This window comes from Methylobacterium mesophilicum, from assembly GCF_036441335.1.
Lineage (GTDB): Bacteria > Pseudomonadota > Alphaproteobacteria > Rhizobiales > Beijerinckiaceae > Methylobacterium > Methylobacterium mesophilicum_B.
In genome coordinates this window covers 109429-136253 of record NZ_MLBW01000036.1, presented here as the reverse complement: position 1 = coordinate 136253, position 26825 = coordinate 109429, and the positions used below count along the sequence as shown (strand labels likewise).

Below are 26825 nucleotides of genomic sequence, written 5' to 3'. Positions count from 1 at the left end.
CTGTGGCCGGACGCGTCCCGCGCGGCGAGTCCGGCCGCCGGGGCCGAGGCGAAGCCGCCGACCGTGCGGGTCGCCACCGCGGCCCGGGCCCCCGACACCCTCAGCCTGACCCAGACGGGCACCACCCAGGCGTTCGACACCGCGAACCTCTACCCGCGGGCGACCGGCTACATCGTCGAGCGCAAGGTCGATATCGGCTCGCACGTGAAGGCGGGCGACCTGCTGTTCCGGATCAGCGCGCCCGACCTCGACCAGCAGCTGGTCCAGGCCCAGTCGCAGGTGCTGCAGCTCCAGGCGGCGCTGATCCAGGCGCGGGCGATGGTGGACCAGGCCGAGGCCAACCGCCACCTCGCCGACGTGACCAACCGGCGGACCTCGACGCTCGCCGGCAACGGGGTCGAGACCCGGCAGAACGCCGACACCTCCCAGGCCGGGGTGCTGGCGCAGACCGCCAACGTCGACGCCGCCAAGGCCGCCGTGAAGGTCGCGGAGGCCAACATCGCCGCCCAGGAGGCGCAGGTCGCCCGGCTCAAGGTCCTGACCGGGTTCGAGGAGATCCGCGCGCCCTTCGACGGGGTGGTGACGGCCCGCAACAACGATGTCGGCGACGCGGTCACGGCGGACACGAATACGGGGGCGCCGCTCCTCACGCTGAACCGCGACGACGTGCTCCGCATGGCGGTGAACGTGCCGCTATACGCCGCCGACGGCGTCCGCGACGGGCTAGCCGCCAAGGTCGAGGTGGCGCAGATCCCGGGCCGGATCTTCCCCGGCACGGTCTCGCGCTCGTCGACGACGCTGCTCTCGGCCGCGCGCACGCTGGTCACGCAGGTCGACATCCCCAATCCCGACGGCGCGCTGCGGCCGGGGCTCTACATCACCATCACGCTGGAGATCCCGCGCGTCTCGCCCGCCGTGACGGTGCCGAACGACGCGCTGATCTTCGACCAGCACGGGACCCGCGTGGCCGTGGTCGAGCCGGCGGGCGACGGGAGCGGCGTGGTGCGGATGCGATCGGTCACGATCTTCCGCCAGACCCGCACGCTGCTGGAGCTGCGGGACGGCCTGAGCGGCGGCGAGCGCGTCGTCGTGGGCCCGCCGGCCGCGCTGCGCGACGGCGACAGGGTCAGCCTGCGTCCGGAGGATCGGGCAGGGGCGTGAGCGGGCGCGAGCGGCGGTGTGGGCGGCGGTGTGAGCGTCACGCGGCGGGGCGCCGCCGTCCGGTCGCCGTGTCCAGCCCTGGGACAGCTCCGGGACAGCTCCGGCGGCGATAAGCGTCGGGCACGCGGCGGCCGAGGCGGGGGCAGACCCCGGCACCGCCGTGACCGGACGGCTCAGGAAGCGGACATCACCGCCGTGGTACTCGGAACGATAGCGCTGTCGATCGCGCTGCTCGGGCTCGCCCTCGCGATCCTCGGTCTGACGCTGGCGCTCGCGGGGGGATCCTGGTTCTACGTCGCGCTGGGCGCGGGATTGCTGGCCTCCGGCGTCGCGCTGGCCCGGCGGCGCCAGCACGGTCTCGGCCTCTACGCGCTGGTGCTGGCGGCGGCCTTCGCCTGGACGGTGGGCGAGGTCGGGCTCGACAAGTGGCAATGGATCCCGCGCGGGGCGCTGCTCCTGCTCGTCGGATCCGTGCTCTGCCTGCCCTCCGTGGTGCGGCGCCTGCGCGACGCGCCCGAGCGGCCCTGGAGGCTCGGCCTCGAGAACGGCCCGCTCGCCCTCCGGGTCGTCGTGCTGCTCGTCGCGGCCTCGGGCGCCGCGGCCTGGTTCGTCGACCCGGTCGAGACGCGGGGCAGCCTGCCGAAGGTCGCGGGGGCGGGGCCCGCCGCCGTCGATCCGAGCGGCGTTCCCTATCCGGCCGACGATTGGATCGCCTACGGCGGCACCAATCTCGGCCAGCGCTACTCGGCGCTGGCGGATATCGGCACGGCCAATGTCCGGGGCCTCGTCGTGGCCTGGGAGCACCATACCGGGGACCTGCGGGGTGACAGCCGGGCGGATGCGAAGGAGTTCACGTTCGAGGCCACGCCCATCAAGGTGAACGGGCTGCTCTACCTCTGCACGCCGCACAACATCGTCCAGGCCCTGGAGCCCGAGACGGGCCGGCTGGTCTGGGCCTTCGACCCGAAGATGGCGCGGGACGGCCAGTACCAGCACCAGACCTGCCGCGGCGTGTCCTACAACGACTCGACCGGCTACGTGCCGCCCGCGGAGACCGACGCGGACCGGGCCGCCGCCGTCGCGGCCGCGGTCGCCGAGTGCCCGCGCCGGATCATCGCGGCCTCGGTCGACGCGCGCCTCTACGCGCTGAACGCCGAGACCGGGGCCCCGTGCAGGACCTTCGGGGCCGACGGGTTCGTCGACCTGAAAGCGCAGATGCCGAACCTCCGGCGCGCCAGCTATCAGCAGACCTCGGCGCCGCTGGTGACCCGGAACCTCATCGTCCTGGGCAGCGCGATCGCCGACAACTACTACGCGGACAACCCCTCGGGCGTGATCCGCGCCTTCGACGTGCGCACCGGCGCGGTCGTCTGGAAATTCGACGCCGGCAGGCCCGACGCGACCGCGCCGCTGCGGCCCCACGAGCGCTACGAGCCCAACTCGGCGGTGGCCTGGACGCAGTTCTCGGCGGACGAGGCGCTGGGACTCGTCTACGTGCCGTTCGGCAACCGGGCGCCCGATCAGGTGGGCGTGGCCCGGTCGAAGGCGGACGAGGCCCTCGTCGACGCCCTGGCGGCGCTGGATCTGGAGACGGGCACGCTGCGCTGGGCGTTCCGGACCACGTATCACGACCTGTGGGACCGCGATAACCCGTCCCAGCCGGTCCTCCTCACCCTGCCGCAGGGCGACGGGACGGTGCCGGCGATCCTGATCCCCACCAAGGTCGGCAACGTCTGGGTCCTCGACCGCCGCACCGGCGTCCCGGTCCGGCCGGTCTCCGAGATCCCGGTCTCGACCCGGACCGACATCCCGGGGGAGACGCCGTCCCCGGTCCAGCCGATGTCGTCCCTCCGCTTCACGCCGCCGCCGCTGACGGAGGCCGGCATGTGGGGCGTCACGCCCTTCGACCAGATCCAGTGCCGCCTCGCCTTCCGGTCGAACCGCTACGACGGCAACCCGTTCACGCCGCCCCAGGCCTCGGCGGGCGCGATCGTCTGGCCGGGCAATATCGGGGTGTTCAACTGGGGGTCGGTGGCGGTCGATCCGGTCCATCACTGGATGATCGCGACGCCGCAATACCTGCCCTACATCTACCGCCTGCTCCCGCGCCCGCCGGGCGAGCCGGAGAGGCGCCTCCTCGGCGCCGATCCCGAGGCGAGCCCGGTCAACGAGAATCTCGGCGGCCCCTACGCGATCGCGATCGCGCACATGCGCTCCGCCCTCGGCATCCCCTGCAGCGCGCCGCCCTGGGGCGTGCGCGTCGGCGTGAATCTCGCCGACGGCACCGTCGCCTGGAAGCGCCGCAACGGCACGGTCGCGGGGCAGAAGGTCGGCGGCCTGGCCGTCCCCCTTCCCCTGGAGATGGGCATGCTGGCCCATGGCGGCACCCTGACCACGGCCGGCGGCGTCGCGTTCACGGCCGCCACGCTCGACGACCGCATCCGCGGCTACGACATGCAGACCGGCGAGGTGCTGTGGTCCACGAAGCTGCCGGCCGGCGGCCAGGCCACCCCGATGACCTATCGCGGCCGGGACGGGCGGCAGTACGTGGTGGTCGCGGCGGGCGGCTGGACGGCGGCCGCTTCGCGACCTCCGACCTGAACGACCTGTACCGCCGCGTCATCAACCGCAACAACCGCCTGAAGCGGCTGATCGAGCTGCGCGCCCCCGACATCATCATCCGCAACGAGAAGCGGATGCTGCAGGAGGCGGTCGACGCCGCGGGCGCGGCGGCGGCTTCGGCCGCTCGGCCGGGGCGAGGCGGGGCAGGGTGCCCTAAGCGGAGAGCCGGGCCCGCGCGTCGGTGCGGGCGAGGCGGGCCAGCAGGTACTCGACCTCGGCCTTCGCCTGCGCGGTCAGCGCCTGGGACGGCTTGCGCTGCGCGTCGGACGCGAAGATCCCCCGGCGCATGAACACGTATTTGCGGACCGCGAGCCCCAGCGGGCCCTGTTGCTGCTCGTAGCGGAGATAGGGGAGGTGGGCGTCGAACAGGTCGTGGGCGGCGTCGCGCTCGCCGGACCGGCCGAGGCGGACCACGTCGACCAGCATCTCCGGGAAGGCGTAGCCGGTATTGGCCCCGTCGGCGCCGCGCTCGGTCTCGAAATCGAGGAACAGGCCGCCGTTGCCCACGAGGATGGAGATGTGGCGCATCGAGCCGTCCGCCTCGAAGCCGCGCAGCGTCGAGATCTTCTCCAGCCCCGGCCAGTCCTCGTGCTTGAGCATCACGCAGGAGGGGTTCTCAGACACGATCCGGCGAATCACGCCGGGGGTCATCTGGACCGAGAAGGTGAGGGGATAATCCTGAAGCACGAAGGGCACGTCCGGGCCCACGGCCTCGGCGGCGTTCCGATAATAGCCGACCACCTGGTCGTCGGTGCGGAGCGTGTTGGGCGGCGCGATCATCACGCCGGCCGCGCCCAGCTCCATCACCTCCCGGGCGAGGGAGCGCATGGCCGCGAAGCCCGGCGCCGTGACGCCGACGATCACCGGCAGCCGGGTGCGCCCGAGGACGCGCCGCGCCACCGCGATCCCCTCCGCGTGGTCGAGCTTGCCGGCCTCGCCGAGCTGGCCGAGGATCGTCAGGCCGTCGACGCCGGCCGCCCCGAAGAAGTCGGTCATCCGGTCGAGGGAGACCTCGTCGATCCGGCCGTCCGGATGGAACGGCGTCGGCGCGATCGGGACGACGCCGCCGATGTCGCTGGTGAGAGGCATGCCGGTCTCCGCGCTGCTGCGGCCGCCGCCGGCCGCCGGGTGGCCTGCCCCATACCGGAAAATCCCGGGCGACGCGACGCGCCCGGGACCGGTTCCACGCGCCCGACCCGCCCGATCAGCCCAGCAGCTTGTCGAGGGTGATCGGCATCTCGCGGACCCGCACGCCGGTGGCGTGCCAGACCGCGTTGGCGATGGCCCCCACCGTGCCGGTGATCCCGATCTCGCCGACCCCCTTCACGCCGAGGTTGTTCACCACCGCGTCGTCCTCGTGGACCAGGATCGCCTCCATGGCGGGCACGTCGGCGTTCACCGGCACGTGGTACTCGGCGAGGTTGTCGTTGAGGAACCGGCCGGTGCGCGGATCCATCTCGGCCCGCTCGTGCAGGGCGAAGGACAGGCCCCAGATCATCCCGCCGTAATACTGGCTCTGGACGAGGCGCGGGTTGATCACCCGGCCGGCCGCGAAGGCGCCCACCAGGCGGCTCACGCGGATCTGGCCGAGATCGGGATCGACCTTCACCTCGGCGAAGACCGCCCCGTGGGCGTGCATGGCGTAGGAGGCCTGCGCGGCCGGGTCAGCGCCGGCCTTGCCCTGGCCCTCGATGCGCGACCGGCCGGCCCGCCGGAGGATGTCGGTGAAGGACTCGCTCCGGCCCGGATCGTCGCGCCGGGTCAGATGCCCGCCCGCGGCGGTCACGCCGGCATTGCCCGCGCCGTAGAGCGGGGAGGCGGGATCGTTGGTGGCGAGCTCCGCGAGCTGCCGGATCACGTCGCCGGCCGCCGCGTGGACCGCGCCGCCCGCCGTGGCGGTGTGGCCCGAGCCGCCCGCGATGCCGGCATTCGGCAGGTCTGACGAGCCCATCCGGAAGGTGAGGGCGTCCATCCCGATCCCGAGCCCGTCGGCGGCGATCTGAGCGAGCGCCGTCCACGAGCCCTGGCCCATGTCGATCGCCCCGAGCTCCACCGTGCCGGTGCCGTCGGCGCGGATCTCGGCCCGGGCCATGCCCTCGAAGATCAGCGCCGGGAAGGTGGCGGTGCCCATGCCGGTGCCGACCAGGAACCCGTCCCGGTCGCGGGTCTGGCGGGGCTGCAGCGGGCGACCGGCCCAGCCGAAGGCCTCGGCGCCGCGGCGGTAGCAGTCCCGCAGGGCTTTGGAGGAGAACGGCTTGCCGGTGATGGGCTCGACCTCCGCGTAGTTGGCGAGCCGGAAGTCCAGCGGGTCCATGCCGAGCGCGTGGGCCATCTCGTCCAGCGCGCTCTCCAGGGCGACGCTGCCGGTGGCCTCGCCGGGCGCGCGCATGAACAGCGGCGTGCCGGTGTCGAGCCGCACGGCCTCGTGCCGGATGGCGATGGCCGGGCTCGCGTAGAGGGTGCTGGTCGCCCGGCCCGCCGGCTCGAAGAAGTCGTCGAAGCTCGACGAGGCGGTGCGGATGTGGTGGTCGAGGGCCGTCAGCTTGCCGGAGGCGTCGGCGCCCAGCCGGAGAGTCTGCCGGGTCGGCCCGCGATGGCCCATCGGGCCGTACATCTGGGTGCGGGTCGGGACGAGCTTCACCGGCCGGCCCACGAGCTTGGCCGCCATGCAGGCGAGCACCTGCGGCCCGGCCGGGACGCCCTTCGACCCGAACCCGCCGCCGAGATAGGGGCTCTCGATGTGGATGTCATCGGGGCCGATGCCGAACAGCCCGGCGAGCCTCGCCTGCGACATGGCGAGCGCCTGGGTCGGCATGAACAGCGTCAGCCGGTCCCCGTCCCAGCTGGCGACGGCCGCGTGCGGCTCCATGGCGTTGTGGTACTGGGCCGGCGTCTCGTAGGTGGCGGCGATCGTCCTGGACGCGGCCGCGAGCCCGGCCTCGACGTCGCCGTCCGTCTCGACGGGCGGCGCGCCGACGCCGACCGAATCCGGCGTGAAGGCCTCGCCGGAATCGAGCCCGATCCGCGGCGTCTCGGCCGCGTAGGTCGGGGCGAGCAGCCGGGCGCCCTCGGTGGCGGCCTCCAGGGTCTCGGCGATCACCACGGCGATGGGCTGGTTGGCGTAGCGGACGCGGTCGTTCTGCAGGAGGTCCAGGCGGAACGTGAATGGCCCGTCCTTGGCGTCCGGGTCCTTGGCGAGCGTCGGGGCGTGCCCCGGCCGCATCACCGCCACGACGCCGGGATGCGCCTCGGCGGCGGCCACGTCGAGGCCGGTGACGCGGCCGCGGGCGATCCGTGCGACGCAGAGCGCCGCGTGGAGCGTGCCGGGGGGCAGGTTGTCGGCGGAGAAGCGGGCCTGGCCCGTCACCTTGAGGGGGCCGTCGCGCCGGGTCAGCGGCTGGCCGATGCTGGAGCCGTGGCGGATCGCGCCGGCGGGGAGGTTCGAGGCGGTCATGTTCGACGGCTTGGAGGTCGCGGTCATGCGGGTCTCCTCGAGACGGGTTCGGGTTGGGGCTTCCGGTCGACGCGGCTCCCGCCGCCATCACGAGCGGCGCGAAGTGACCCGGGGCAGCGCGACATCGCAGGTCGCGGCGCCGACTGGGCTGCTTCGCTCCGCTCGCAGGGACGGCGGTGCCAAGCCATCGACCGCGTGTCAGACGATGCCGAACGGGGAGGCGGGGAGCGCCGGGATCCGGGCGGGCGTGCCCGCGGCGGCCTGGGCGAGGGCGCGGATCGCCACTCGGCGGGCGAGTTCGACCTTGAAGGCGTTGGCCTCGCCGGTGGGCTTGGCGCCGGCGAGCGCCGCGTCTGCGGCCTTCGCGAAGGCCTCGGGGGAGGGTGCCTGTCCGGCGAGCGCCGCCTCGGCCTCCGCCACCCGCCAGGGCTTGAGCGCCAGCCCGCCCAGGGCGAGCCGGGCCTGCCCGATCCGGCCGCCGGCCTCCAGGGTGAGGGCCGCCGCCGCCGAGACGACCGCGAAGGCGTAGGAGGTGCGGTCGCGGACCTTGAGGTAGCGGGCGTTGCCCCGGAACGCGGCCGCCTCGGGGGGCAGGCGCAGGGCGGTGATCAGCTCGCCGGCCCGCAGGTCGGTCTCCCGCTCCGGGTGATCGCCGGGGAGGTGGTGAAAGGCGGTGAGCGGCACCTCCCGGGTGCCGTCCGGCCCGGCGATCTCGACCACCGCGTCGAGGGCGGCGAGCGGCACGCAGAAGTCGGACGGGTGGGTGGCGATGCAGTGCTCGCTCCAGCCCTGGACCGCGTGGATGCGGGTGGCGTGCCCCAGGGCCGCGCAGCCGGAACCGGGCGCGCGCTTGTTGCAGGGCGAGACCGCGTCGGTGAAGTACTGGCAGCGGGTGCGCTGCATCAGGTTGCCGCCGACCGTGGCGGCGTTGCGCAGCTGCGCCGAGGCGCCGGCCAGCAGGGCCTCGGCGACCATCGGGTAGGCCTTGGCGAAGGCCGGATCGTGGGCGAGGTCGCTGTTGCGGACCAGGGCGCCGACCCGGGCGGTGCCGTCCGGCAGCCGCTCGATGGCCGAGAGGCCGGGGAGGCGGGTGATGTCGACGACCCGCTCCGGCGTGGCGACGCCGCCCTTCATCAGGTCGACGAGATTGGTGCCGGCGGCGAGGAAGGCGGTCCCCGGCTGCTGGCCGGCCGCCACGGCCTCGGGTACGCTCGCGGGGCGGATGTAATCGAAGGTCCTCACGCCGCGTCCTCCCGCTGCTCCGAGGTCCGGGCGGCCGCGTCCTGCACGGCGTCCAGGATCCCCGCGTAGGCGCCGCAGCGGCAGAGATTGCCGCTCATGCCCTCGCGGATGCGCTCCGGATCGGTGCCGGCGTGGCCCTCGCGGATCAGGCCGACCGCGCTCATGATCTGGCCGGGGGTGCAGAAGCCGCACTGGAAGCCGTCATGGGCGATGAAGGCCGCCTGGACCGGGTGCAGCCGGTCGCCCTCGGCGAGCCCCTCGATGGTCAGCACCTCGGCGCCGTCGAGGCTCGCGGCGAGGGTCAGGCAGCTGTTGATCCGGCGCCCGTCCACCAGGACCGTGCAGGCGCCGCACTGGCCGCGGTCGCAGCCCTTCTTGGCGCCGGTCAGACCGAGGCGCTCGCGCAGGAGATCGAGGAGGGTGACGCGCGGATCGTCGAGGGCGATCTCGCGCGGCTGCCCGTTCAGGGTGAGCCTGAGGGGAATGGTCATGCGGGGGTCCCGGCTACCGAGGCTGGAACCGTTACAGATAGCCGCCGCCACGCTCCCGGCGAGACCTTAAGCAGAAAGCGATGTGCGCAAGATCACGGCACGCGAAGGTTGCGCGCTCACGCCGACTTGACCCGGACCTCCGAGGCCGATTTCAGCACCGTCTTGCCCTTGGCGGTCTTGATCTCGAGGGCGGGCTCGGCCTTCGAGGCCTCGCGCTTCACCGTGTTGCCCTTGATGGTCTTCTCGACGTCCCGCGTGTGCACCTTGGTCACCTCACCCGAGACGGTACCCGTGCCCCATTTGTAGGTGACGTCGTCCCCGGTCTTCACCTTCGCCTTGGCGGTCATGCGTGTCTCCATGGTGGATGTGGGCGTGGATGCGGGGAAAGGCCCCCGGGAGCGGGCGCGTTCCCGGGTTTCCACGGCCGGAATGCCGCACTCAGCGGCCGACCTCCCGGCGCAGGGCGGCGACCATCGTCTCGACCGCCGCCTGCGCGGTCTCGCCAAGGTCGATGGCGCGCGCGCCGGCGGTGACGAGGCCGCGCCCCTCCAGCTCCTGCACGCCCTCCGGGTCGGCCTCGTGGCCGGCGCCGTCCCGGCGGATCACCGAGGTGACCGTCTCGCCGCTGACGAGCCGGTGATAGGCCGCGAAGGCGAGGATCGAGAGGGCCTTGTCGGACAGTCCGTTCAGGTCGTCGGCCATGCGTGGGTTCCTCTGCGCGTTTCTCCACGCGTTCCTCGAAGCGTTTCTCGTTCCTCGAAGCGTTTCTCGAAGCGTGTTCGACGGACGAACGCCGGACGGGGCCGGGGGGTCCGGGCGGTCGCCGGGGTGCGACGACACGTGCGACGACACGTACGAAGACACTTGCGACGACGGGTGCGAGGACGGACGCGCTCCTCCGGGCGACGCCGCTTCGCGCCGGGGCCACCTTCCTGCTACCCTGCCGCCCTCCATGACTCCGCAGACCGACCAGACCGACCAGACCGAAGTGGAACCGAGCCCCGAGCCGCGCCGCGCGCCCGCGCCGCCCGATCTCGACTATCGCCTGCGCCAGCAGGCGATCTTGTCGGAGTTCGGCGTCGAGGCCCTGCGCGGCACCGATGTCGACCACCTGCTGCAGCGGGCCGCTGAGCTGTGCGCGCAGGGCATGGGCGCCGAGTTCTGCAAGGCCCTGGAGTATCGGCGCGGCGCCGACACCCTGCTGGTCCGGGCCGGTGTCGGCTGGGGGCCCGACGTGATCGGCAAGGCCCGAATCGGGGCCGATCTCGCCTCCCCGGCCGGATTCGCCCTCAAGACCGGCCGGCCTGTGATCTCCAACCACCTCGCGGACGAGACCCGGTTCCGCACGCCGCAGCTCATGGCCGAGCACGGCATCCGCCGGGCGATCAACGTGCTGATCGAGAACCGGGACGGTGCCTTCGGCGTGCTGGAGGTGGACGACACCCGCGAGGGCATGTTCGCGGAGGCCGACATCGCCTTCATGCAGGGCTTCGCCAACCTGCTCGGCGGCGCCATCGAGCGCCAGCGCACCGAGAGCCTGCTGCGGGCCGCCCTCGCCCGGCAGGACCTGCTCGCCCGCGAGATGAGCCACCGGGTCAAGAACAGCCTCGCCATCGTGGCGAGCCTCCTCGCCCTGCAGGCCCGGGCCGCCGAGGACCCGGCCGTGCAGGCGGCCCTGGCGGACGCGCGCAGCCGCGTCGAGGCGATCGCGGGCGTCCACGACCAGCTCTGGCGGCAGGGTGACACGGTCGCGGGTGAAGGGGAGGGGGTGCCGGGCGAGCTCGACCTCGCGCCCTTCCTGGAGAAGCTGGTGGCCAACCTCGCCAGCGGCGTGCCGGGCCAGCGGCTCGCCTGCACGGCCTGCCCGCAGCGGATCTCGGCCGACCGGGCGATTCCCATCGGCCTCCTGGTCAACGAACTCGTCACCAACGCGCTGAAATACGCCTACCCCCCCGAGACGCACCCGGCCGGCGGCGAGATCCGGGTCCGCGCCGAGCGGCGGCCCGAGGGGCTCGTGGTCGAGGTTGCCGACGACGGGATCGGCCTGCCGGCGGGGTTCGCGATCGGGCGCGACTCGAAGAGCCTGGGCATGCGGGTGATCGGCAGCCTCACGCGCCAGCTCGGCGGCAGCCTGACGATCCCGAGCCGGGGGAAGGGCGCCTGCTTCCGCCTGGAGGTGCCCTTGGAGGTGCCCTTGGAGGTGCCCCCCGAAGTGTCCCCGGAGGTGCCGCCTGCGGTATCCCCGGAGGTGCCGCCGGCCGGCTGAGGCGGCGTGCGCCCCGACCGGGCCGGGACTGGACAATAGCCCTGCCCCGCCGGGCCCGGGCGCGACGGGCGCGGCGAGACAGGGCGCGAGACAGAGCGGATGCAGTGACCGAGAACAGGACGACGGCGGCGCTCCTCGCCGAACGGCTCCACGCCTTCCGGAGCCTCGGCGACAATTGCGAATTCGGGTTCGTGCAGCGCTACGGCGGGGTCGAGCCCTCCGGCCTGCTGCGCTTCTCCTACACGCCCATGGCGGACCTGATCCGCGGCCTGCGCTGCGGCTTCGCGGATTTCGGCGTGCCGGGGGATCTGCGGCTCTCCGTCAGTTCCGGCGGCACCTATTACTGCCACAGCGTCGCCTACAACATCTGGGCGAATACCGGGCACCCGGCCGGTTCGATCGAGCCGGAGGCGCTGCTGGAGCGGGAGTACGGCCGGCTGGCCCATCTCAAGCGCAAGCTGCTGGACGAGCTCGCCGACGGCTCGAAGATCCTGGTGCGCAAGGTCGGCCGCGACGAGCCCGAATCCGATTTCGCCCGCCTGGTCGAGGCGGTCCGGGCGCACGGGCCCGCGACGCTGCTCCGCGTGACCGAGGCCGGGCCGGACTGGGCCCCCGTACCGGCCCGGCGCGTCGCCGACCGGCTGATCGAGGGACAAGTCCGCCGGTTCGCACCGGTGGAGCAGGCCTGGGAGGTCGACCTCGAACCCTGGATGCACCTCGTGGACAGCGCCTACGCGCTGGAGCGCGGCGCGGCGCCGACCCGCCTCGACGCCGCCGCCTTCCCGGAGGCGCTGACGCTGCCGGGACGCCTGCGCCGGCACGTCGGCCGGCACCGGGCGACGGCTCTGAGCGCCTACACGCGGGCGGTGGATCCGGCCGGCTTCCGCGCCGACACGGTCCACGTGTTCTCGAGCTGGGTGTGGATTCCGGAGGACTTCGCCGGGGACCGGGTCTTCGCGGCGGCCGGCNCTGCGCTCGGGCCGCAGGCGGACGCGCCACGACGCCGCGGCGGGACCGTCCCGCCAGCCGAGCACGAGGTCGAGCCCGTCCGGCGCGGCCTCCAGATCCAGGGCTGTGACCGGATGCCAGGCGGCCTCCCGCCATCCGGCCTCGGTCGCCGGGGCAGGGCCCGCCGGCTCGGGGCCGGGCAGCCCGGGATCCGCCGAGAGGATCGCCAGCTCGTCGTCGGCGGCGGCCTCGTGCGGGGCCTCGGCATCCGGGTCCGCCTCCGGCTCGGTCCAGCACGCCTCGCAGGTGGAGGCGTTCAGCGCGATCAGGGCGCCGCAGCCGGGGCAGGGCTTGGCGCGCGCGGCCCCTGCCCCGCCCAATCCCTGGGTGGCGCTCCGGACCGTCACGGCGTCCACGGGCCCGTGCATCCGCACCAGGCCGGCATAGTCCAGGATCAGCGCGTCGGCCTTGCCGGGCGCGCAGCGCAGCGCCCGGCCGACCTGCTGCACGTAGAGGCCGGTGCTGCGGGTCGGGCGCAGCAGCGCCACCAGATCGACCTCGGGCACGTTGAAGCCGGTGCCGAGCACACCGACCGAGGTCAGGCAGCGGATCTGTCCCGCCCGGAACGCCGCCACGATCCGGTCGCGCTCCCGGCGGGGTGTCTCGCCCGAGACGCTCTCGCAGGAATACCCCTCCGCCCGCACCGCGTCGCGCACGGCGTCCGCGTGGGCGAGGCCGGCGCAGAAGGCGAGCCAGGCCCGGCGGGCGCGCCCGTACTCGGCGAGCTCCGCGACCGCCGCCCGGGTGATCCAGTCGCGGTTGACCGCCGCCTCCAGCTCGCCCGGGATGTAGTCGCCCCCGCGCCGGCCGACGCCCGAGACGTCGAGCTGGGTGAGCGTCGCCTTGGAGACGAGGGGCGCGAGGTAGCCGCGCCGGATCAGCGTGAACGTGTCGGCCTCGTAGGCGATGCCGGAGAACAGCCGGTGCTCGCCTTCGTCGAGGCGGCCCGAATCGAGCCGGTAGGGCGTCGCGGTGAGGCCCGCCACCCGCAGCCCGGGGGTCCGCGCCCGCAGGCCCGCCAGGAAGCGGCCGTACCGGGTGTCGGCGGCGCGGGGGATCAGGTGGGCCTCGTCGACGATCACGAGGTCGCGCGGGCCGATCGCGTCGAGCCGGTCGGCCACCGACTGGATACCGCAGACCAGCACCTGCGCCCCGGCCTCCCGCCGCCGGAGCCCGGCCGAGAAGATCCCGGCCGGCGCCCCCGGCCACGACCGGGTCAGCTCGGAGAAATTCTGGGCGACCAGCTCGCGGCTGTGGGTGACGATCGCCACCCGGGCGAGGGGATTTTCTTCCAAGGCCTCCCGCGCGAGGGCCGCGATCACGAGTGCCTTGCCGGCCCCGGTGGGGAGCACGATCAGGTGGCCGGGCGCCGCGTCGTCCGCCCCTCCCCGCGCCCAGGCGGCCGAGAGCGCGTCGAGGCTGGCGCGCTGGTAGTCCCGCAGGCGCAGCATGGCGGCGGTCTAGCCGGCCGCGCCGACCCTGTCCGTGGCGGCGCGGTCACGGCGCAGCAGGTAGATGTCCATGATCCAGCCGTGCCGGGCCCGGGCCTCGGCGCGGACCCGGCGGATCTCCTCGCCCGCGTCGCCGAGCCGGCCCGAGACCAGGATCTCGTCCGGGCCGCCGAGATAGGCGCCCCAGTAGATCGTCAGGTCCGGGTCGAGATGCGCGAAGGCCGGGTCGCCGTCGAGCATCACCACGACGCTCTCCGCCTCGGCCGGCCACCCCGCGGCGAGGCGACGGCCGGTGGTGATCAGCACCGACCCGCCGATGCCGTTCAGCGGCACGCCGTGGCGGGCGGCGAGGACCTGCACGCTGGACAGCCCGGGCACGACGCTGCGCCGGAACGGCACGCGCCCGCGGGCCAGGATGTGGTCGAGGATGCGCAGGACGCTGTCGTAGAGGGCCGGGTCGCCCCAGGCCAGGATCGCCCCCACCTCCCCGGCCCCGAGATGGGCCGCGAAGGCCGCCTCCAGCCGCTCGGCCCGGGCCGCGTGCCAGGCCTCGACGGTGCGGCCGTAATCGGCCGGGCGGCGCTCCCGGGGCGGGTCCGCGACGGTGACGACCCGGTGGGGGTTTCGGATATGGGCCGCGCAGATCCGGCGGCGGATCTCGACGAGGTCGGCGGTCTCGGCGCGCTTGTCGAGGACGAACACCGCGTCGACGTCGGCGAGCGCCCGCACCGCCTGGAGGGTCAGGTGCTCGGGATCGCCCGTGCCGATGCCGATGACCCGGATCTGCCTGTCCTGCATGCCGTCCTCCGCCGGGGCGGGGAGGGCCGGCGCCGGCCTCCCCCTACAGGCGCGCGTCGGCTTTGGCGAGGATCGCCCGGGCGATGGTCAGGTCCTGCAGGGCGATGCCGGAGGAATCGAACACGGTGATCTGGTCCCGGTCCGCCCGGCCCCCCTCCCCGCGCCGCAGCACGGCGCCGAGCGCCGTGAGGCTCGCCTGAGCCTGCGCGGAGGCGTGCTGGAACTCGCCGATGGTGCGCGACTGCTCCGGCAGGTCGCAGAACAGGGCCGCGCGCTCCAGCAGGGCGGGGGGCAGCTCCTGCTTGCCCTTGGCATCCGCGCCCATGGCGGCGACGTGCGTGCCGGGACGGACCCAGTCGGCCTCGAACAGCGGCGCCCGGGCCGGCGTCGCCGTGACGATCACGTCGGCCGCCGCGCAGGCCTCCCGGGGCGCGGCCGCCCGCACGTCGAGCCCGGACGCNCGTCGAGCCCGGACGCCCCCTGCCCCGCCAGCCGCTCGGCAAAGGCCGCGACCTTGGCGGCGTCCCGGGCGACGACCAGGACCGTCCGGATCGGCAGCACCCGGGCGAGCGCCGCGCACTCGAACTCGGCCTGGTTGCCGGCCCCGAACACGGCGAGCACCGCCGAATCCGGCCGCGCCAGGACGCTCGCCGCCACCGCGTCGGCGGCGGCGGTCCGGTAGGCGTTCACCCGCCCGGCCTCGATCACCGTGTCGACCCGGCCGACGGCCTGGTCGAACAGCAGGATCACCGAATTGTGCCGCGGCAGGCCCCGCTCCGGGTTGCCGGGCCAGAACGAGCCGACCTTCAGGCCGGCATAGTCGGCCGTGGAGCCCGACTTGATCGAGAACCGGTTGGTCGGCTCCGAGCCGTGCCCGAGCACCGCCGGGAACAGGGTGGTGCCCGGCGCCACCGCGGCGATCAGCGCCGCGCGGGCCGCCTCGAACGCCAGGGCGTGATCGACCAGGGCGGCGGAGTCCTCCTCGGAGATGAAGCGCATGGATTCAGGGGCCTCCCACGTCATGGTTTCGAAAGGTCGAGACCTTTCGCGGGTGCAGGGCGGAGTCCTGACCTCGAGCGGATCGGTGTCGGGGCGCCGCCCCGACACCCCGCCGAAGGGCCTCGGCCCTTCGGAATCCCCTACAGGGTCATGCCGCGGGCGGTGACCGGCCAGATCGCCTCGACGCGGCCGTTCCGCACGCCCACGTACCAGTCGTAGACGTTGACCGTCGGGTCGCAATGGCCGGGGATCAGCTTCAGGCGCTCGTTGAGCTTCAGCACGTTGCCGGGATCGCTGATCACCCCGTGCTCGTCCGAGCACTTGACGTACTCCACGTCGTCCCGGCCGAAGACCACCGGCAGGCCGCTGTCGATGCTCTGCGCCTTGAGGCCGGCATCGCAGATCGCGACGTCCGCCTTCGCCTTGCTCATGATCGCCGTGTAGATGAACAGGCTGTTCTCGAACTCCGCGATCGGCCGCCCGTCCGCGTCCTTCACCCGCTGGTAGTCGGCGTCCATGAAGACGTAGGAGCCGCATTGCAGCTCGTTGTAGACGCCGCTGCCGCCCTCCATGGCGAAGCTGCCGGTGCCGGCCCCCGCCACGATGGCGCAGTCGAGCCCCTCGGCCTTGAGCAGGTCGACGGTGCGCTTCGTCTCGTCGATCGCCGTCTGGATCAGGGCCTTCCGCTCGCCGAAATCGCGCACGTGCTGGGCCTTGCCCTGGTAGGCCTGCAGGCCCGCGAAGCGCAGGCCCGGCGCCGCCGCGATCTTCTGCGCGATCGCCACGGCGGGCTCGCCCGGCGCGACGCCGCAGCGGCCGGCGCCGACGTCGATCTCCACGAGGCACTCGAGGGTGACGCCGTACCGGACCGCCGCCGCCGAGAGGTCGTCGACGTTGCCGAGGTCGTCGACGCAGACCAGCACCCGCGCCCGGGTGGCGAGCGCCGCGAGGCGCTCGATCTTCTTCGGCGCCACCACCTGGTTGGAGACCAGCACGTCGCGGATGCCGGCGCTCACCAGCGCCTCGGCCTCGCTGACCTTCTGGCAGCAGACGCCGCAGGCCCCGCCCCGCTCGATCTGCAGGACCGTGATGTCGGACGACTTGTGGGTCTTGGCGTGCGCCCGGTGGCGCAGGCCGTGCGCCTTCATGAAGCGTCCGAGCGTGTCGACGTTGCGCTCGAGGGCGTCGAGGTCGACCAGCAGGCAGGGGGTGTCCACCTCCTCGACCGGCATCCCGACGGTGGCGGGGATGTTGTTGCGCATGGTGTGTCCTCCTGAACGCGTGCGGATCTCGTGGGGGGCCGGGATTACGGGGCGAGGCCCAGAAGCTCGGCGATGCGCGGCGTCGCCTTGATGCCGGTGCCGGTGAGCACCACCACGGTGGTCTCCTCGGGCCGGATCGCGCCGCGCGCGGTGAGGTCGGTGAGCGCCGCCGCCGCCATGGCGCAGGTCGGCTCGACGTAGAGGCCCGAGCGGGCGAGCTCCATCAGGGCCGCCTCGATGGCCTCCTCGGAGACCGCCACGGTGCCGCCGCCGGAGCGGCGGAGCGCCGCCAGCACCTCCCGGCCGCGGACCGGCTGGGCGATCGAGGCGCCTTCCGCGAGGGTCGGGCGGGGCGTCACCGGCAGGAAATCCTCCGCGCCGGCCTCGAAACCCGCGTGCAGGGGCGCGCAGTGGGCCGGCTGGACCGCGTAGAGCCGCGGCAGGCGGGCGATCTCCCCCCGGCGCAGCAGCTCCGAGAAGCCGATATCGCAGCCGAGGATGTTGCTGCCGGCCCCGCACGGGATGATCACGGCGTCGGGCGCGGTGAAGCCCAGATCCTCCCACAGCTCGTAGGCCAGCGTCTTGGTGCCCTGGAGAAAGTGGGCCTGCCAGTTGTGGCTGGCGTAGAAGATCGACTCCGCCTGGCCGACCGCGGCGTCGGCCGTGTCCTGGCGGGTGCCGGGGACCAGCTCGACCTCGGCGCCGGCGGCCCGCATCTGGACGGTCTTGGCCGGCGAGGTCGAGGCCGGGACCAGGATCTTGGCCCGCATCCCGGCGGCGGCCGCGTAGGTCGCCACCGCGGCGCCGCCGTTCCCCGAGGAATCCTCCAGCACCGCGTCGATCCCCTGCTGGCGCAGGATCGACAGCATCACGGCGGCGCCCCGGTCCTTGAAGCTGCCCGAGGGCGCGAACCACTCGAGCTTGAAATGGGCGTGGCCGCCCCGCCAGGGCCGGCGCACCAGCGGGGTGCAGCCCTCCCCCAGCGTGACCGGGTCGGCCACCGCCACCGGCAGGGCGGCGGCGTAGCGCCAGAGGGAGCGCCGGCCCGTGTCGATCTCCGCCCGCCCGAGCCCCGGCAGGTCGGTGATCATCAGCGGACCGCCCGTCTCCGAGCGCCAGCGCGGCGTCCCGATCGGGTAGGTCGCCCCGGTCGCGGGGTCGAGATAGGCGGGAGACGAGGGCATCGCGGCTCGGTTTCCGGGGGTGGTTCGGAAAGAGAATACAAAATAATCTGCGGCGGCGCGCCCCCCCGTCCGGGGATGGGACAGCGCGCCGTGCTGCCCGTCGGGGCTCCGCCCCGACAACCCGCCGAAGGGCCTCGGGCCGTTCGGAAATCCGGGTCAGGCCGCGAGCGGCAGAACGGTCCGCTCCGGCGCGTGCTCGGCGGCGATCGCCCCGGCCACGAGCTCGGCGGTGGCGCCCGAGAGGGTCCAGCCGAGATGGCCGTGGCCTGTGTTGTAGAAGACGCCCGGCAGATGCCCGCGGCCGACCCTGGGCAGCATGGTCGGCAGCATCGGCCGAAGGCCGCTCCAGGCCACCACCCGGTCGGTGTCGACGCGGGGGAACTGCTCCCGGGTCCAGTCGACCAGCGGCTGGATCCGGTCGTGGCGGATGTCGCGGTTGAAGCCGTTGAACTCGGCGGTGCCGGCGACCCGCAGGCGCTCGTCGCCGAGCCGGCTGGTGACGATCTTGGCCGCCTCGTCGAGGATGCTCACCTCCGGGGCCGCCGCCTGCGCCTCCGGACTCAGCAGGTTCACGGTGATCGAGTAGCCCTTCACCGGGTAGACGTTGACCCGGTCGCCCAGCATCGCCGCGAAGTGCCGGCTGGCGCAGCCCGCGCAGATCACCACCGCGTCGGCCCGCAGGACCCGCGCGTCGCCGGCCGGCTGGCCCGCGTCGCGCCAGCGAACCGCGTAGCCCCCCTCCCCCGGCGCGATGGTCTCGACGCTGGCGTCCTGGACGAAGCGGACGCCCTTGCGCGCGCAGGCGGCCGCGAGGCCGCGGGTGAATTTGTGGATGTCGCCGGTGGCGTCCGAGGGCGTGAAGAAGCCGCCGTGATAGCGCCCCGCCAGCGTCGGCTCGATCGCCCGGATCTCCTCCGGGGTCACGGCGTAGCGCTCCAGGCCGCCCTCCCGCAGCAGGGCGTTGACGGCCGCGGCCTTCTCGAAGCTCGCCCGGTCCCGGTAGAAGTGCAGGATGCCGCGGGTCTTCAGGTCGAAGTCGATCCCCTCGGCCTCGGCCATGGCGAACAGCGCCTCCCGGGCCTGCAGGGCCAGCCGCACCGTCTCCACGGTGTTGGCGCGGTAATGGGCGATCTCCCGGACGAACGCCGCCATCCAGGACAGCTTGTGCCAGGAAGGCTTGGGATTCATCAGCAGCGGCGCGTCCCGGCGCAGCATCCAGCGCAGACCCTGCATCACCGTGGAGAGCTTGTTCCAGACCTCGGCGTTGCAGGCCGAGAGCTGGCCGCCATTGGCGAAGGAGGTCTCCATGGCGGCGTAGCGCTGCCGGTCGAGGACGGTGACGCGGTAGCCGCGCTGGGCGAGCGCGTAGGCGGTCGTCACGCCGGTGATGCCGGCGCCGATCACGGCGATGTGGGTCATGGGCTTGGTCTCCGGGACTGGACGCGTGGAGGCCGTCCGCGAGCGGTCGGCCGGTTGCGCGCCCCATCTGTCCCGGTGCCTGAGAGCTTGATCCGACCCGCCCTGGCGAGGCGCGGCACGGACGTCCCCTTCGGCGGGTGCCCACGGGCTCCGCCCGCTGCACCGCTCTCCAGATCGCCCTGACGACACGGTTCCGGTGCCTGAGAGTTTCCGGGGCGGTTGCTCCGTCGGCGCCGGGTCCCCTCTGTGGGAAGATCCCGGTCTCTCCCGCATCGTCACGATGGGCTGATCCTGGATACGCCGATCGGCCGCGGGGGAGAAGCCTGCCGGTCCCGCCGGCGACCGATTCCGCCGACAGCCGCTGCGCGTTGTCACCGCCGGGTCACCGCCGGGTCACCGCCGGGTCATTCCCGAGTCGTTCCCGGATCATCGCGGGAGCGATCCCCGCCGCCGGCGGTTGACCCGGGGGTTTGACGGGGACTTCCGGGGAACGGCCGATGCTGACCAGGACCGCGATCTACGAGGGCACGGTGCGCGACGGGCGGGAGGAGGAGTTCTTCCGCCGGGTCCGGGACGAGCTCGAGCCGTTCTGGCGGCGGTTCCCGGGCGTCACCGCCGTGCGGGTCCAGCGCCTCGTCTCCAGGGACGCCGACGCGCGGCCGATCGCCATGATCCTGGAGATGGACTTCCCCGACCAGGCGGCCCTGGACGCCTGCCTCGCCGCGCCGATCCGCCCGGAATCGCACGCCGCCACCGAGGCGGTGATGCGGATGTTCGACGGCCGATTCTACCATCTGGTCAGCGCCGGACGGACCTTGCCGCTGGCGGATCAGGATCCGGTCGCGGGAGGGCAATGACCGTCCATATTCGGCGCCGAATTTACCGCACATAAACCTAGATCGACAGATCTGTATCTTTCAAGGACAAAACTATCCGCCTACACACCAGTCGAACCAACCCTCTTAAGGGTCTCGGGGCACGTTGTCCCCGAGCGACACCCTTCTTGTTCAGGCGGACGGCGCGATGGCGAAGTGGATTCCTGGCGCGGCCGTCTTCGGTCTCCTGTGCCTGATGATCATCCCGGCCCCCGGGATCTGGGGCGTCCTGATCGGGGCCGCCTGCGTGCTCGCCATCATCGGCAGCCTGTGCATGCTCGCCCTCGATCGCGTGGCGAGCGCGATCCTGGTCTGGCGCCAGCGGATGCGGGCGCGACGCCCGAGTCCGAGCCGGAGCCGGGTGGTCCATGCCGGCTCCAGGATGACCCGGAAGGTCTGAGCCTCCGGCGGCGCGCTGGGGACTGGATTCCCCGCGGCATCGGTGCAAGGTCCCGGCGCCGCGATCACGGCGTCAAGACTCACCGGGACGGTCCGATGAAGCTCCTCTACTCCCCCGCCTCGCCCTATGCCCGCAAGGTGCTGGTCCTCGCCCACGAGACGGGACTGATCGACCGGATCGCCGTCACCGTCGCGGGCGCCTCGCCGACCGGCCCCTCCGCGGAGGTCGCCGCCCACAATCCGCTGGGCAAGATCCCCGCCCTGGTGCTGGAGGACGGAACCGCCCTCTACGACAGCCGGGTGATCTGCGAGTATCTCGACGGCCTCTCGTCCGGTCCGCGCCTGTTCCCCGAGGGCGCCGCCCGCTGGGACGCGCTGACCCGGCAGGCGCTGGCCGACGGCCTGCTCGATGCGGCGCTGCTGACCCGCTACGAGCGGGCGCTGCGTCCCGAGCCCCAGCGCTGGGACGCCTGGGAGGCCGGTCAGGTCGGCAAGATCCGCGCGGCGCTGGACCGGTTCGAGAGCCTGGCCGGCGGGCCGCCGGCGCTGGATATCGGCACGGTCGCGCTGGGCTGCGCGCTCGGCTACCTGGATCTGCGCTTCCCCGATCTCGCCTGGCGGGAGGGTCGCCCAGCGATCGCCGCCTGGTACGCGGCGTTCGCGCGCCGCCCGTCCATGGAAGCCACCGTGCCGAAGGCCTGAGGCTCCCGCCGCGCCGGGCCCCGCTACGGCGGGGCCCGGTCGGCGAGCGCGTAGGGATGGGTCGATCCGAGCGGATCGGCGAGGAAGTCCTGGACCGTCCCGGCGCCGGTGCCGAAGGTGATGAGCAGGAAGCCGCCCGCCAGGGCGAAGTTCTTCAGGAAGTCCCAGAACAGTTCGCGGCCCTTGCCCCCGGCCCAGAAATCCCCCGGCACCCAGAACTGCTTCCACAGCAGCGCCGTCACCCCGCAATAGCCGGCGAGCACGAAGGCGGCGGCGCGGTCGGCGGTCCCGGTCAGGATGCAGAGCGACATCCCGATCTCGACGCAGAGCCCGATCAGGATCAGCGCCGCCGCGGGCGCGGTGGCGTGCACGGCCTGCCGCGCCTGCCCGACCGCGCCCCTGAAGTTCAGGATCTTGTCGAGGGCGCTGAACGGCAGGAACAGCAGCACGAGGAGCAGGCGGACGCCGAACGCGATCGCGACGCTGAGGCTGGCCATGCGCTGAACGGTCTCCCCCAACCCGCCCGGCCCGCCGATCCAAGGCGCTGAAACAGGGCGCTGATCCAAGCCGCGAGCGGCGCAAAGGTTTCCTTGGCTACGCGCCGGCGCCGCCCGGCACGCCGCGCTTCCGCGCCCGAGGGTGGCATCGCGGCAACAATGGTTCAAGCCGTTTCGCGCAAATGACGGAGCGCTGGATATTTCTGAAATTTGGATCCATCTTCCAATGTATAGATAGATCGACACCCGTGCCGCTTCTCGATGATTTCATGATCATTATTCAACATCGACTCGGTCCAATCGCATAAATCTTGACAGGCGCGCGCTCTTCATCGCTCGATTCCTCGACGGTTCCCCCCTCGACCCGCGGCGACGATGCTTGCCAGGGCGCCGGGCGGGGGAACCGAGCCCGTGAGAGTGTCGAGTCTTGACCATGCGCATCGCGATCATCACGCCGTCGCGGCTCAGGCCCTCGACCCTGGCCGGCAAGGCCGGCCAGTACTTCCTGGAACACGCGATCGAGAGCGCCAACGCCCAGGAGATCGACCGGCCGGTCACGCTCCACTTCTTCGTCGGGATCGATCCCGGGACCGAGATCCCGGCGCGGCTCGCCGCGCACCCGCAGGTCACCTTCGCGCGCGGCGCGCGCAGGGGGCAGATCCCGGCGCTGAACGCCGCCATCGGCGCCGTCGACGACGGCTGGGACCTCGTCGGCTTCCTCGAGGACGACGACCGCTGGCTGCCGCCCTATCTGGGCGTCGCCGTCCGCGCCCTGGACAGCTTCGATTTCGTCTCCTCGACCCAGCTCGAGGTGGACGAGACCGGCGAGGTTGTGCGGATCAACGATTTCGCGACGCCGTCGGGCTGGCTGATGCGGCGCACCACCTTCGCGCAGGTCGGCGCGATCAGCCCGGCCTCGAAGTGGCACTACGACAACGAGTGGCTCGGCCGCCTCGCCGAGACCGGCCTGCGCCGCGCCCACCTCGTCGAGGCGACCGCGCCCGTCACGCTGCAGGACGCGGCCCTGGTCCGCCCGTGGCTCGCCAACGTCCTCCAGCTCGGCGGTCCCAGCATAGCCCTCGCGCGCCACGGCTTCGTCCTGCCGCTGGTGTGCCGCCTCGTGCATCCGGGCTCCGGAAGCTCGGATGTCGGCCAGGGCGGGACGTCGCGGGCCGAGAGCGAGGCCGAGTACCGGCGGCTGGTCGACCGCTTCGGCCGCATCCCCTGGTGAGATCGCCCTGGTGAGATCGCCCTGGTGAGATCGCGCCGCGCGGCGGAGGCTCAGCGGACCGGCGGCGCGCCCGACCGGCGCGGAGGCCGGTTCAGCCCGGGTGCGCACCCTGGGACGCCGGCGCGGGGCCGGTCACGCAGGCGCCGATCAGCCGCCGCACGAAGCCCGCGCAGGCCTCGAGTTCGTCCCGGGTGACGTACTCGTCCGCCCTGTGGGCGCGCGCGATCGAGCCCGGCCCGATCACCACGGCCGGCACGCCGCCGAGCCGCTCGAACAGCCCGCCCTCCGTGCCGTACGAGACCTTGGCGTGGCCGTTGCGGCCCGCGAGGCGCTTGGCCAGGGTCACGATCTCCGCCTCCGGATCGGTGTCGAGGCCCGGGTAGTCGATCAGCGGCTCGACCGCGACGCCGCAGGCCGGATCGCCGGCCCGCATCAGCGGCGCCAGCGTCCCGGTGGCGTAGGCGATCGCGGACGCCGCCAGCGCGGCGGCATCGTCCGCGCCGATCGCCCGGTACTCGAACTCGACGCTGCAGGTGTCGGGCACGATGTTGAGCGCCGATCCGCCCCGGACCACGCTCGACAGGCCGGTGGTGTGGGGCACGTCGTAGAGCGGGTCGCGGGCGCCGTCCCGGGCGATGGCCTCCGCCGACAGGCGGACATGCTCGATGAAGCGGGCGGCGTACTCGACCGCGTTGACCCCCTGGGGCGCCAGGGCCGAGTGGCTGGCCTTGCCGCGGAAGGTGAGGCGGGCGGCCGCCTTGCCCTTGTGGCCGACCACCACGTCCATTCCGGTCGGCTCGCCCACGAAGCAGCCGAGCGGCCGCGGCACGCGCTCGAGCATCCGGGCGATCAGCGGGCGCACGCCGAGGCACCCGATCTCCTCGTCGTACGAGATCGCGAGGTGGATCGGGGTGGCGAGCTCGGCCGCGACCATCTCGGGCAGGAGCGCGAGGCAGACCGCGAGGAACCCCTTCATGTCGGAGGTGCCGCGCCCGTAGAGCCGCCCGCCCTCCTCCCGCAGGGCGAACGGGTCCGACGACCAGGGCTGGCCGTCGGTCGGCACCACGTCGCTGTGGCCGGAGAGCACGTAGCCGGGGCAGGTCTCGAACGGTCCGACGCTCACCAGCAGCGCCGCCTTCCGGCCCGTCGGATCCGGCACCCGCTCGACCGCGGCGCCGTGGCCGCGGCAATAGGCCTCCGCCCAGTCGATCAGCGGGAGGTTCGAGCGGGCGCTCACCGTGTCGAAGGCGACGAGCGTGGCGAGCAGCGCCGCCGGATCGGGCGTGCCGGGGCGCGGCGTGGCGGTCTGTGCGGGCTCTGTCATGGATTCCATGGCGTGGCGAGGTCTTGGCCGGGTCTTGGCCGGGTCTTGGCCGGGTCTTGGCCGGGTGTTGGCCGGGTCGCGGCTGGCGTGCCGACCCGCGCGAATCGGTCTCGAGGGCGCGCGGAGTCCCAGGGGTTCTCGGCGCTTCCGGGGTTCCGGGCAATGCCCGAGCGGCGTCCCGGAACCGGGGCGCCGCTCGGGCGTAGCCGCCGGTGAAGCCCCTCAGGTCGCCCGTCCCGGAGCCCCGACCATGCGTCCCGGTCCCGCCCCGATCCTCGCCGCCCGCCTAGGGACGCTCCTGCTGCCGACGCTCCTGCTGCTGGCTTCCCCGGCCGAGGCCCGCCGACAGGCCGGCGCCCCCGCCGGGCGACCGCATCACCGCGCGGCCTCCGACATGGATCTGACCCTCACCCGCATGGCGGCGCGCGACCGGCCGCGCTGGCGGGTCTGGCAGCAGCCCCGGCCCCTCGCCCGCATGGTCGCCCCGGCGACGCGCGAGCGGGTCGCCGCGCCGCCGTTCACGGGCTGGGGCTACGGCGGCACCGTCCCGGATGCCGTGCCCGGCTTCTGAACCACCTCGACCCGGGCCCGACCGCCTGCCATGGTGCGGGCGACCGAAGCGGCCCGAGACGGACACGATGGTGCTGGCGTTCCGCCTGGACGACCCGACCCCCGCGGATCCGCGCCGCCGCTGGGACGCGCTCGGGCAGGAGGCGCGGGACGCCTGCTACGACAACACCCGCGCGGTCGCCGACAGCGCCGCCCAGGTCGCCAGGAACACGTGGCTCGGTGCGAGGTCGGCCAGCGCCGTCTCCAGGGAGGCCGGATCCTGCAGGTCGCCGGCCACCGGCTTTGAGATCGACCGCGCGACGTCCGGAGAACAGCTGGTCGAGATACTCCCCGGCGCCGATCCGGACGAGGAGCGCCTCGGTCTCACCGAACCGCGCGGGCGCGCGCCGTCGCGACACGGGCGCGCCGTCGAGGCCGGATCTCCCTTTAATCCCGATCCCGATTTCAAGACGAAGCAAAGACGTGCGCGGACGCACGCGACAGTAATCACGCCGAGGATTAAAGACTTCATCGATACAATGTGCCGATGCGCACACGCTATTCCGGAAATGTAGACTAGGGTCGACTTATCGGCAGGGATGCGGTGTCCCTCGCCACAGGTCGAACAGCGAGGAAACGCCATGCCCCAGTCCCGACATCGCCCGGTACAGCTCCCGGTCCGCGGCCGCACCGCCGGTCCCGCCTTCGGCCTCGCCCTGGGCCTCCTGACCGGAATCCTCGGGGCGCCCCTGGCGGCGCAGGCCGGCGAAGGCGGCGGCGGGAGCCGTCAGGCGGCCGGCGGCGGCCATATGAGCTCCTACATCACCGACCCCCACCACGACCCGCGCTCGCAGCACTCGCAGCGTTCCGGGTCCGGGCAGCTCCTCGGGGCGCCGATGGTTCACGACAGGGCCGGGGCCACCGTGGCGCGCGGCCAGGTCGTCGACCCGCACTGGGCCTCCGGAACCGCGGAGCCCCGCCGGGTCCGTCGCTGAGACTTCGGACACCGAGCCTCCGACACGGAAACCCGCCGCCCGGCCTCACCGCCCGGCCTCACCGCCTGGCCCCCCGGCCGGGCGGTCCCGCCCCGACCGAGCACCGTCCCGCACTCCGAGCCCGCGCTCCCGTCCCGCGCCGCCGTCCGGCGGGCGCGCGCCGGCGCATCGCCCTTCCCCGTCTCGCCTTCCGGTACTCCCAGCCTCAGGGACCCTTCATGAACAACATCATCCAGGGCATCGCCAGCTTCCAGGGCAGCGTCTTCCCCGGCCAGCGGCAGATGTACCAGCAGCTGGTGCGCGACGGTCAGCACCCGAGCGCGCTGATCATCGCCTGCGCGGATTCCCGGGTCTCGCCCGAGCACATCACCCAGGCGGGGCCCGGAGACCTGTTCGTCTGCCGCAACGCCGGCAACATCGTGCCCCCGGCCTCCGACGTGGTCGGCGGCGTCTCCTCGGCGATCGAGTACGCCGTGGTGGCGCTGGGCGTGCGCGACATCGTGGTCTGCGGCCACTCGGATTGCGGCGCCATGAAGGGGCTGATGAACCGGGACCTGCTCAAGCGGATGCCCAGCGTGGCGGCGTGGCTGCGCCACGCCGAGGCCGCCGAGCGGATCGTCTGCGAGGCCTATCCCGAAGGGATGGACGCGCAGGCCCGCCACCACGCCCTGGCCCTGGAGAACGTGGTGGTCCAGCTCGCCAACCTGCGCACCCATCCGAGCGTCGCGGCCGCCCTGGCCAAGGGATCCCTGCGGCTGCACGGCTGGTTCTTCGAGATCGAGACCGGTGCCCTCCTGGCCTATGACGGCGCGAGCGGGCGCTTCCGGCCGATCGCCGGGGCCGACATGCCCGTGGCGCAGGATTCCTCCGCCGGCAGCCGCCTGCAGGCGGCCTGA

Annotated in this window: 25 protein-coding genes, 2 pseudogenes and 2 riboswitches; of the genes and pseudogenes, 12 read left to right on the top strand and 15 right to left on the bottom strand. The window is 73.3% G+C overall.

The genetic code is table 11. The features are described from left to right. Positions 1 to 63 precede the first annotated feature (63 nt). The 3 genes and pseudogenes from MMR14E_RS28020 to MMR14E_RS29415 form a co-directional block, all read left to right on the top strand. Entirely contained in the window at positions 64 to 1161 is a 1098-nt protein-coding gene (locus tag MMR14E_RS28020; RefSeq protein WP_331318865.1) for an efflux RND transporter periplasmic adaptor subunit, read from the top strand. Positions 1162 to 1356: 195 nt separating this feature from the next. Further along, entirely contained in the window at positions 1357 to 3762 is a 2406-nt protein-coding gene (locus MMR14E_RS28015; RefSeq protein ID WP_331318864.1) for a membrane-bound PQQ-dependent dehydrogenase, glucose/quinate/shikimate family, read from the top strand. Further along, positions 3729 to 3944 (top strand): annotated as a pseudogene (locus tag MMR14E_RS29415) (hypothetical protein); the annotation flags it as partial. The gene MMR14E_RS28015 and the pseudogene MMR14E_RS29415, both read left to right, overlap by 34 nt. Here the strand turns inward: MMR14E_RS29415 and MMR14E_RS28010 are convergent. The 6 genes from MMR14E_RS28010 to MMR14E_RS27985 all read right to left on the bottom strand — a co-directional run bounded on the left by MMR14E_RS28010 (position 3937) and on the right by MMR14E_RS27985 (position 9672). Then, complete coding sequence (locus MMR14E_RS28010; RefSeq protein WP_331318863.1) at positions 3937 to 4872, bottom strand: dihydrodipicolinate synthase family protein; 936 nt, start codon at positions 4870 to 4872, stop codon at positions 3937 to 3939. The pseudogene MMR14E_RS29415 and the gene MMR14E_RS28010 sit on opposite strands and share 8 nt — an antisense overlap. A 115-nt stretch (positions 4873 to 4987) precedes the next feature. Beyond that, positions 4988 to 7264 (bottom strand): xanthine dehydrogenase family protein molybdopterin-binding subunit, encoded by a 2277-nt coding sequence (locus MMR14E_RS28005; RefSeq protein WP_331318861.1) that lies wholly within the window; start codon positions 7262 to 7264, stop codon positions 4988 to 4990. A gap of 171 nt (positions 7265 to 7435) precedes the next feature. Further along, positions 7436 to 8479 carry a xanthine dehydrogenase family protein subunit M gene (locus MMR14E_RS28000; RefSeq protein WP_331318860.1) on the bottom strand — a complete coding sequence of 348 codons (1044 nt, stop codon included), beginning with the start codon at positions 8477 to 8479 and terminating at the stop codon, positions 7436 to 7438. Then, entirely contained in the window at positions 8476 to 8970 is a 495-nt protein-coding gene (locus MMR14E_RS27995; protein WP_210035279.1) for a (2Fe-2S)-binding protein, read from the bottom strand. Before MMR14E_RS27995 ends, MMR14E_RS28000 begins: the two co-directional genes overlap by 4 nt. Before the next feature lie 116 nt (positions 8971 to 9086). Further along, a complete protein-coding gene (locus MMR14E_RS27990) occupies positions 9087 to 9317 on the bottom strand; it encodes a DUF2945 domain-containing protein (RefSeq protein WP_331318858.1) in 231 nt (76 codons plus the stop codon). Positions 9318 to 9408: 91 nt separating this feature from the next. Next, positions 9409 to 9672 carry a hypothetical protein gene (locus MMR14E_RS27985; RefSeq protein ID WP_331318857.1) on the bottom strand — a complete coding sequence of 88 codons (264 nt, stop codon included), beginning with the start codon at positions 9670 to 9672 and terminating at the stop codon, positions 9409 to 9411. A gap of 250 nt (positions 9673 to 9922) precedes the next feature. Between MMR14E_RS27985 and MMR14E_RS27980 the strand changes: the two genes are divergently transcribed. Next, entirely contained in the window at positions 9923 to 11236 is a 1314-nt protein-coding gene (locus MMR14E_RS27980) for a sensor histidine kinase (protein WP_331318855.1), read from the top strand. 944 nt (positions 11237 to 12180) lie between these two features. Here the strand turns inward: MMR14E_RS27980 and MMR14E_RS27975 are convergent. The 7 genes and pseudogenes from MMR14E_RS27975 to MMR14E_RS27945 form a co-directional block, all read right to left on the bottom strand. Then, positions 12181 to 13695: pseudogene (locus MMR14E_RS27975) on the bottom strand (DEAD/DEAH box helicase); the annotation flags it as partial. Positions 13696 to 13704: 9 nt separating this feature from the next. Next, positions 13705 to 14493, bottom strand: coding sequence for a precorrin-6A synthase (deacetylating) (cobF, locus tag MMR14E_RS27970; RefSeq protein ID WP_331318853.1), 789 nt, complete (start codon positions 14491 to 14493; stop codon positions 13705 to 13707). 43 nt (positions 14494 to 14536) lie between these two features. Beyond that, positions 14537 to 14896, bottom strand: coding sequence for a hypothetical protein (locus MMR14E_RS27965; RefSeq protein WP_331318851.1), 360 nt, complete (start codon positions 14894 to 14896; stop codon positions 14537 to 14539). After that, on the bottom strand, positions 14893 to 15492 hold the full coding sequence (locus MMR14E_RS27960; RefSeq protein WP_331318849.1) for a hypothetical protein: 600 nt from the start codon (positions 15490 to 15492) through the stop codon (positions 14893 to 14895). Before MMR14E_RS27960 ends, MMR14E_RS27965 begins: the two co-directional genes overlap by 4 nt. A 140-nt stretch (positions 15493 to 15632) precedes the next feature. After that, a complete protein-coding gene (locus MMR14E_RS27955; RefSeq protein WP_331318848.1) occupies positions 15633 to 16754 on the bottom strand; it encodes a DSD1 family PLP-dependent enzyme in 1122 nt (373 codons plus the stop codon). 44 nt (positions 16755 to 16798) lie between these two features. Then, positions 16799 to 17938, bottom strand: coding sequence for a pyridoxal-phosphate dependent enzyme (locus tag MMR14E_RS27950; RefSeq protein ID WP_331318846.1), 1140 nt, complete (start codon positions 17936 to 17938; stop codon positions 16799 to 16801). Between the two features lie 156 nt (positions 17939 to 18094). Next, complete coding sequence (locus MMR14E_RS27945; RefSeq protein WP_331318845.1) at positions 18095 to 19357, bottom strand: D-amino acid dehydrogenase; 1263 nt, start codon at positions 19355 to 19357, stop codon at positions 18095 to 18097. A 65-nt stretch (positions 19358 to 19422) separates the two neighbouring features. After that, a riboswitch (glycine riboswitch) is annotated at positions 19423 to 19532 on the bottom strand. A 3-nt stretch (positions 19533 to 19535) separates the two neighbouring features. Then, positions 19536 to 19637: riboswitch (glycine riboswitch) on the bottom strand. A 217-nt stretch (positions 19638 to 19854) separates the two neighbouring features. Here MMR14E_RS27945 and MMR14E_RS27940 point away from each other — a divergent pair. The 3 genes from MMR14E_RS27940 (at position 19855) to MMR14E_RS27930 (ending at position 21333) form a co-directional block, all read left to right on the top strand. Beyond that, positions 19855 to 20214, top strand: a complete 360-nt coding sequence (locus tag MMR14E_RS27940) for a hypothetical protein (protein ID WP_331318844.1) — start codon at positions 19855 to 19857, stop codon at positions 20212 to 20214. Between the two features lie 166 nt (positions 20215 to 20380). After that, the gene (locus MMR14E_RS27935; RefSeq protein ID WP_331318842.1) at positions 20381 to 20632 is read left to right on the top strand and encodes a hypothetical protein; all 252 of its coding nucleotides are present in this window, start codon (positions 20381 to 20383) and stop codon (positions 20630 to 20632) included. A gap of 95 nt (positions 20633 to 20727) precedes the next feature. After that, a complete protein-coding gene (locus MMR14E_RS27930) occupies positions 20728 to 21333 on the top strand; it encodes a glutathione S-transferase N-terminal domain-containing protein (protein ID WP_331318840.1) in 606 nt (201 codons plus the stop codon). Positions 21334 to 21356: 23 nt separating this feature from the next. Here MMR14E_RS27930 and MMR14E_RS27925 read toward each other — a convergent pair whose 3' ends face one another. Continuing rightward, positions 21357 to 21830 (bottom strand): DoxX family membrane protein, encoded by a 474-nt coding sequence (locus tag MMR14E_RS27925; protein WP_331318838.1) that lies wholly within the window; start codon positions 21828 to 21830, stop codon positions 21357 to 21359. A 433-nt stretch (positions 21831 to 22263) separates the two neighbouring features. On the opposite strand from MMR14E_RS27925, the gene MMR14E_RS27920 reads away from it, so the two are divergent. After that, a complete protein-coding gene (locus tag MMR14E_RS27920) occupies positions 22264 to 23061 on the top strand; it encodes a glycosyltransferase family 2 protein (RefSeq protein WP_331318837.1) in 798 nt (265 codons plus the stop codon). 91 nt (positions 23062 to 23152) lie between these two features. On the opposite strand, the gene argE is transcribed toward MMR14E_RS27920, so the two are convergent. Beyond that, a complete protein-coding gene (gene argE / locus MMR14E_RS27915) occupies positions 23153 to 24385 on the bottom strand; it encodes an acetylornithine deacetylase (protein WP_331318960.1) in 1233 nt (410 codons plus the stop codon). Positions 24386 to 24635: 250 nt separating this feature from the next. Between argE and MMR14E_RS27910 the strand changes: the two genes are divergently transcribed. From MMR14E_RS27910 to MMR14E_RS27895, 4 genes are all read left to right on the top strand, one after another. After that, positions 24636 to 24956, top strand: coding sequence for a hypothetical protein (locus tag MMR14E_RS27910; RefSeq protein ID WP_331318836.1), 321 nt, complete (start codon positions 24636 to 24638; stop codon positions 24954 to 24956). Between the two features lie 67 nt (positions 24957 to 25023). Further along, positions 25024 to 25509 carry a hypothetical protein gene (locus MMR14E_RS27905; RefSeq protein ID WP_331318834.1) on the top strand — a complete coding sequence of 162 codons (486 nt, stop codon included), beginning with the start codon at positions 25024 to 25026 and terminating at the stop codon, positions 25507 to 25509. Positions 25510 to 25575: 66 nt separating this feature from the next. Then, the gene (locus MMR14E_RS27900) at positions 25576 to 25929 is read left to right on the top strand and encodes a hypothetical protein (protein ID WP_331318833.1); all 354 of its coding nucleotides are present in this window, start codon (positions 25576 to 25578) and stop codon (positions 25927 to 25929) included. Between the two features lie 218 nt (positions 25930 to 26147). After that, on the top strand, positions 26148 to 26825 hold the full coding sequence (locus tag MMR14E_RS27895) for a carbonic anhydrase (RefSeq protein ID WP_331318832.1): 678 nt from the start codon (positions 26148 to 26150) through the stop codon (positions 26823 to 26825).

Bases quoted from the DNA above. Each gene is read 5' to 3' on its own strand.
- MMR14E_RS27980 (WP_331318855.1), top strand. From the start codon at position 9,923: ATGACTCCGCAGACCGACCAGACCGACCAGACCGAAGTGGAACCGAGC.
- MMR14E_RS27940 (WP_331318844.1), top strand. From the start codon at position 19,855: ATGCTGACCAGGACCGCGATCTACGAGGGCACGGTGCGCGACGGGCGG.
- MMR14E_RS27930 (WP_331318840.1), top strand. From the start codon at position 20,728: ATGAAGCTCCTCTACTCCCCCGCCTCGCCCTATGCCCGCAAGGTGCTG.
- MMR14E_RS27935 (WP_331318842.1), top strand. From the start codon at position 20,381: ATGGCGAAGTGGATTCCTGGCGCGGCCGTCTTCGGTCTCCTGTGCCTG.
- MMR14E_RS27900 (WP_331318833.1), top strand. From the start codon at position 25,576: ATGCCCCAGTCCCGACATCGCCCGGTACAGCTCCCGGTCCGCGGCCGC.
- MMR14E_RS27910 (WP_331318836.1), top strand. From the start codon at position 24,636: ATGCGTCCCGGTCCCGCCCCGATCCTCGCCGCCCGCCTAGGGACGCTC.
- MMR14E_RS27905 (WP_331318834.1), top strand. From the start codon at position 25,024: ATGGTGCTGGCGTTCCGCCTGGACGACCCGACCCCCGCGGATCCGCGC.
- MMR14E_RS27985 (WP_331318857.1), bottom strand. From the start codon at position 9,672: ATGGCCGACGACCTGAACGGACTGTCCGACAAGGCCCTCTCGATCCTC.
- MMR14E_RS27945 (WP_331318845.1), bottom strand. From the start codon at position 19,357: ATGACCCACATCGCCGTGATCGGCGCCGGCATCACCGGCGTGACGACC.
- MMR14E_RS27895 (WP_331318832.1), top strand. From the start codon at position 26,148: ATGAACAACATCATCCAGGGCATCGCCAGCTTCCAGGGCAGCGTCTTC.
- MMR14E_RS28005 (WP_331318861.1), bottom strand. From the start codon at position 7,264: ATGACCGCGACCTCCAAGCCGTCGAACATGACCGCCTCGAACCTCCCC.
- MMR14E_RS28010 (WP_331318863.1), bottom strand. From the start codon at position 4,872: ATGCCTCTCACCAGCGACATCGGCGGCGTCGTCCCGATCGCGCCGACG.
- MMR14E_RS27955 (WP_331318848.1), bottom strand. From the start codon at position 16,754: ATGCGCAACAACATCCCCGCCACCGTCGGGATGCCGGTCGAGGAGGTG.
- MMR14E_RS27925 (WP_331318838.1), bottom strand. From the start codon at position 21,830: ATGGCCAGCCTCAGCGTCGCGATCGCGTTCGGCGTCCGCCTGCTCCTC.
- MMR14E_RS27950 (WP_331318846.1), bottom strand. From the start codon at position 17,938: ATGCCCTCGTCTCCCGCCTATCTCGACCCCGCGACCGGGGCGACCTAC.
- argE (WP_331318960.1), bottom strand. From the start codon at position 24,385: ATGACAGAGCCCGCACAGACCGCCACGCCGCGCCCCGGCACGCCCGAT.
- MMR14E_RS27995 (WP_210035279.1), bottom strand. From the start codon at position 8,970: ATGACCATTCCCCTCAGGCTCACCCTGAACGGGCAGCCGCGCGAGATC.
- MMR14E_RS27920 (WP_331318837.1), top strand. From the start codon at position 22,264: ATGCGCATCGCGATCATCACGCCGTCGCGGCTCAGGCCCTCGACCCTG.
- cobF (WP_331318853.1), bottom strand. From the start codon at position 14,493: ATGCAGGACAGGCAGATCCGGGTCATCGGCATCGGCACGGGCGATCCC.
- MMR14E_RS27990 (WP_331318858.1), bottom strand. From the start codon at position 9,317: ATGACCGCCAAGGCGAAGGTGAAGACCGGGGACGACGTCACCTACAAA.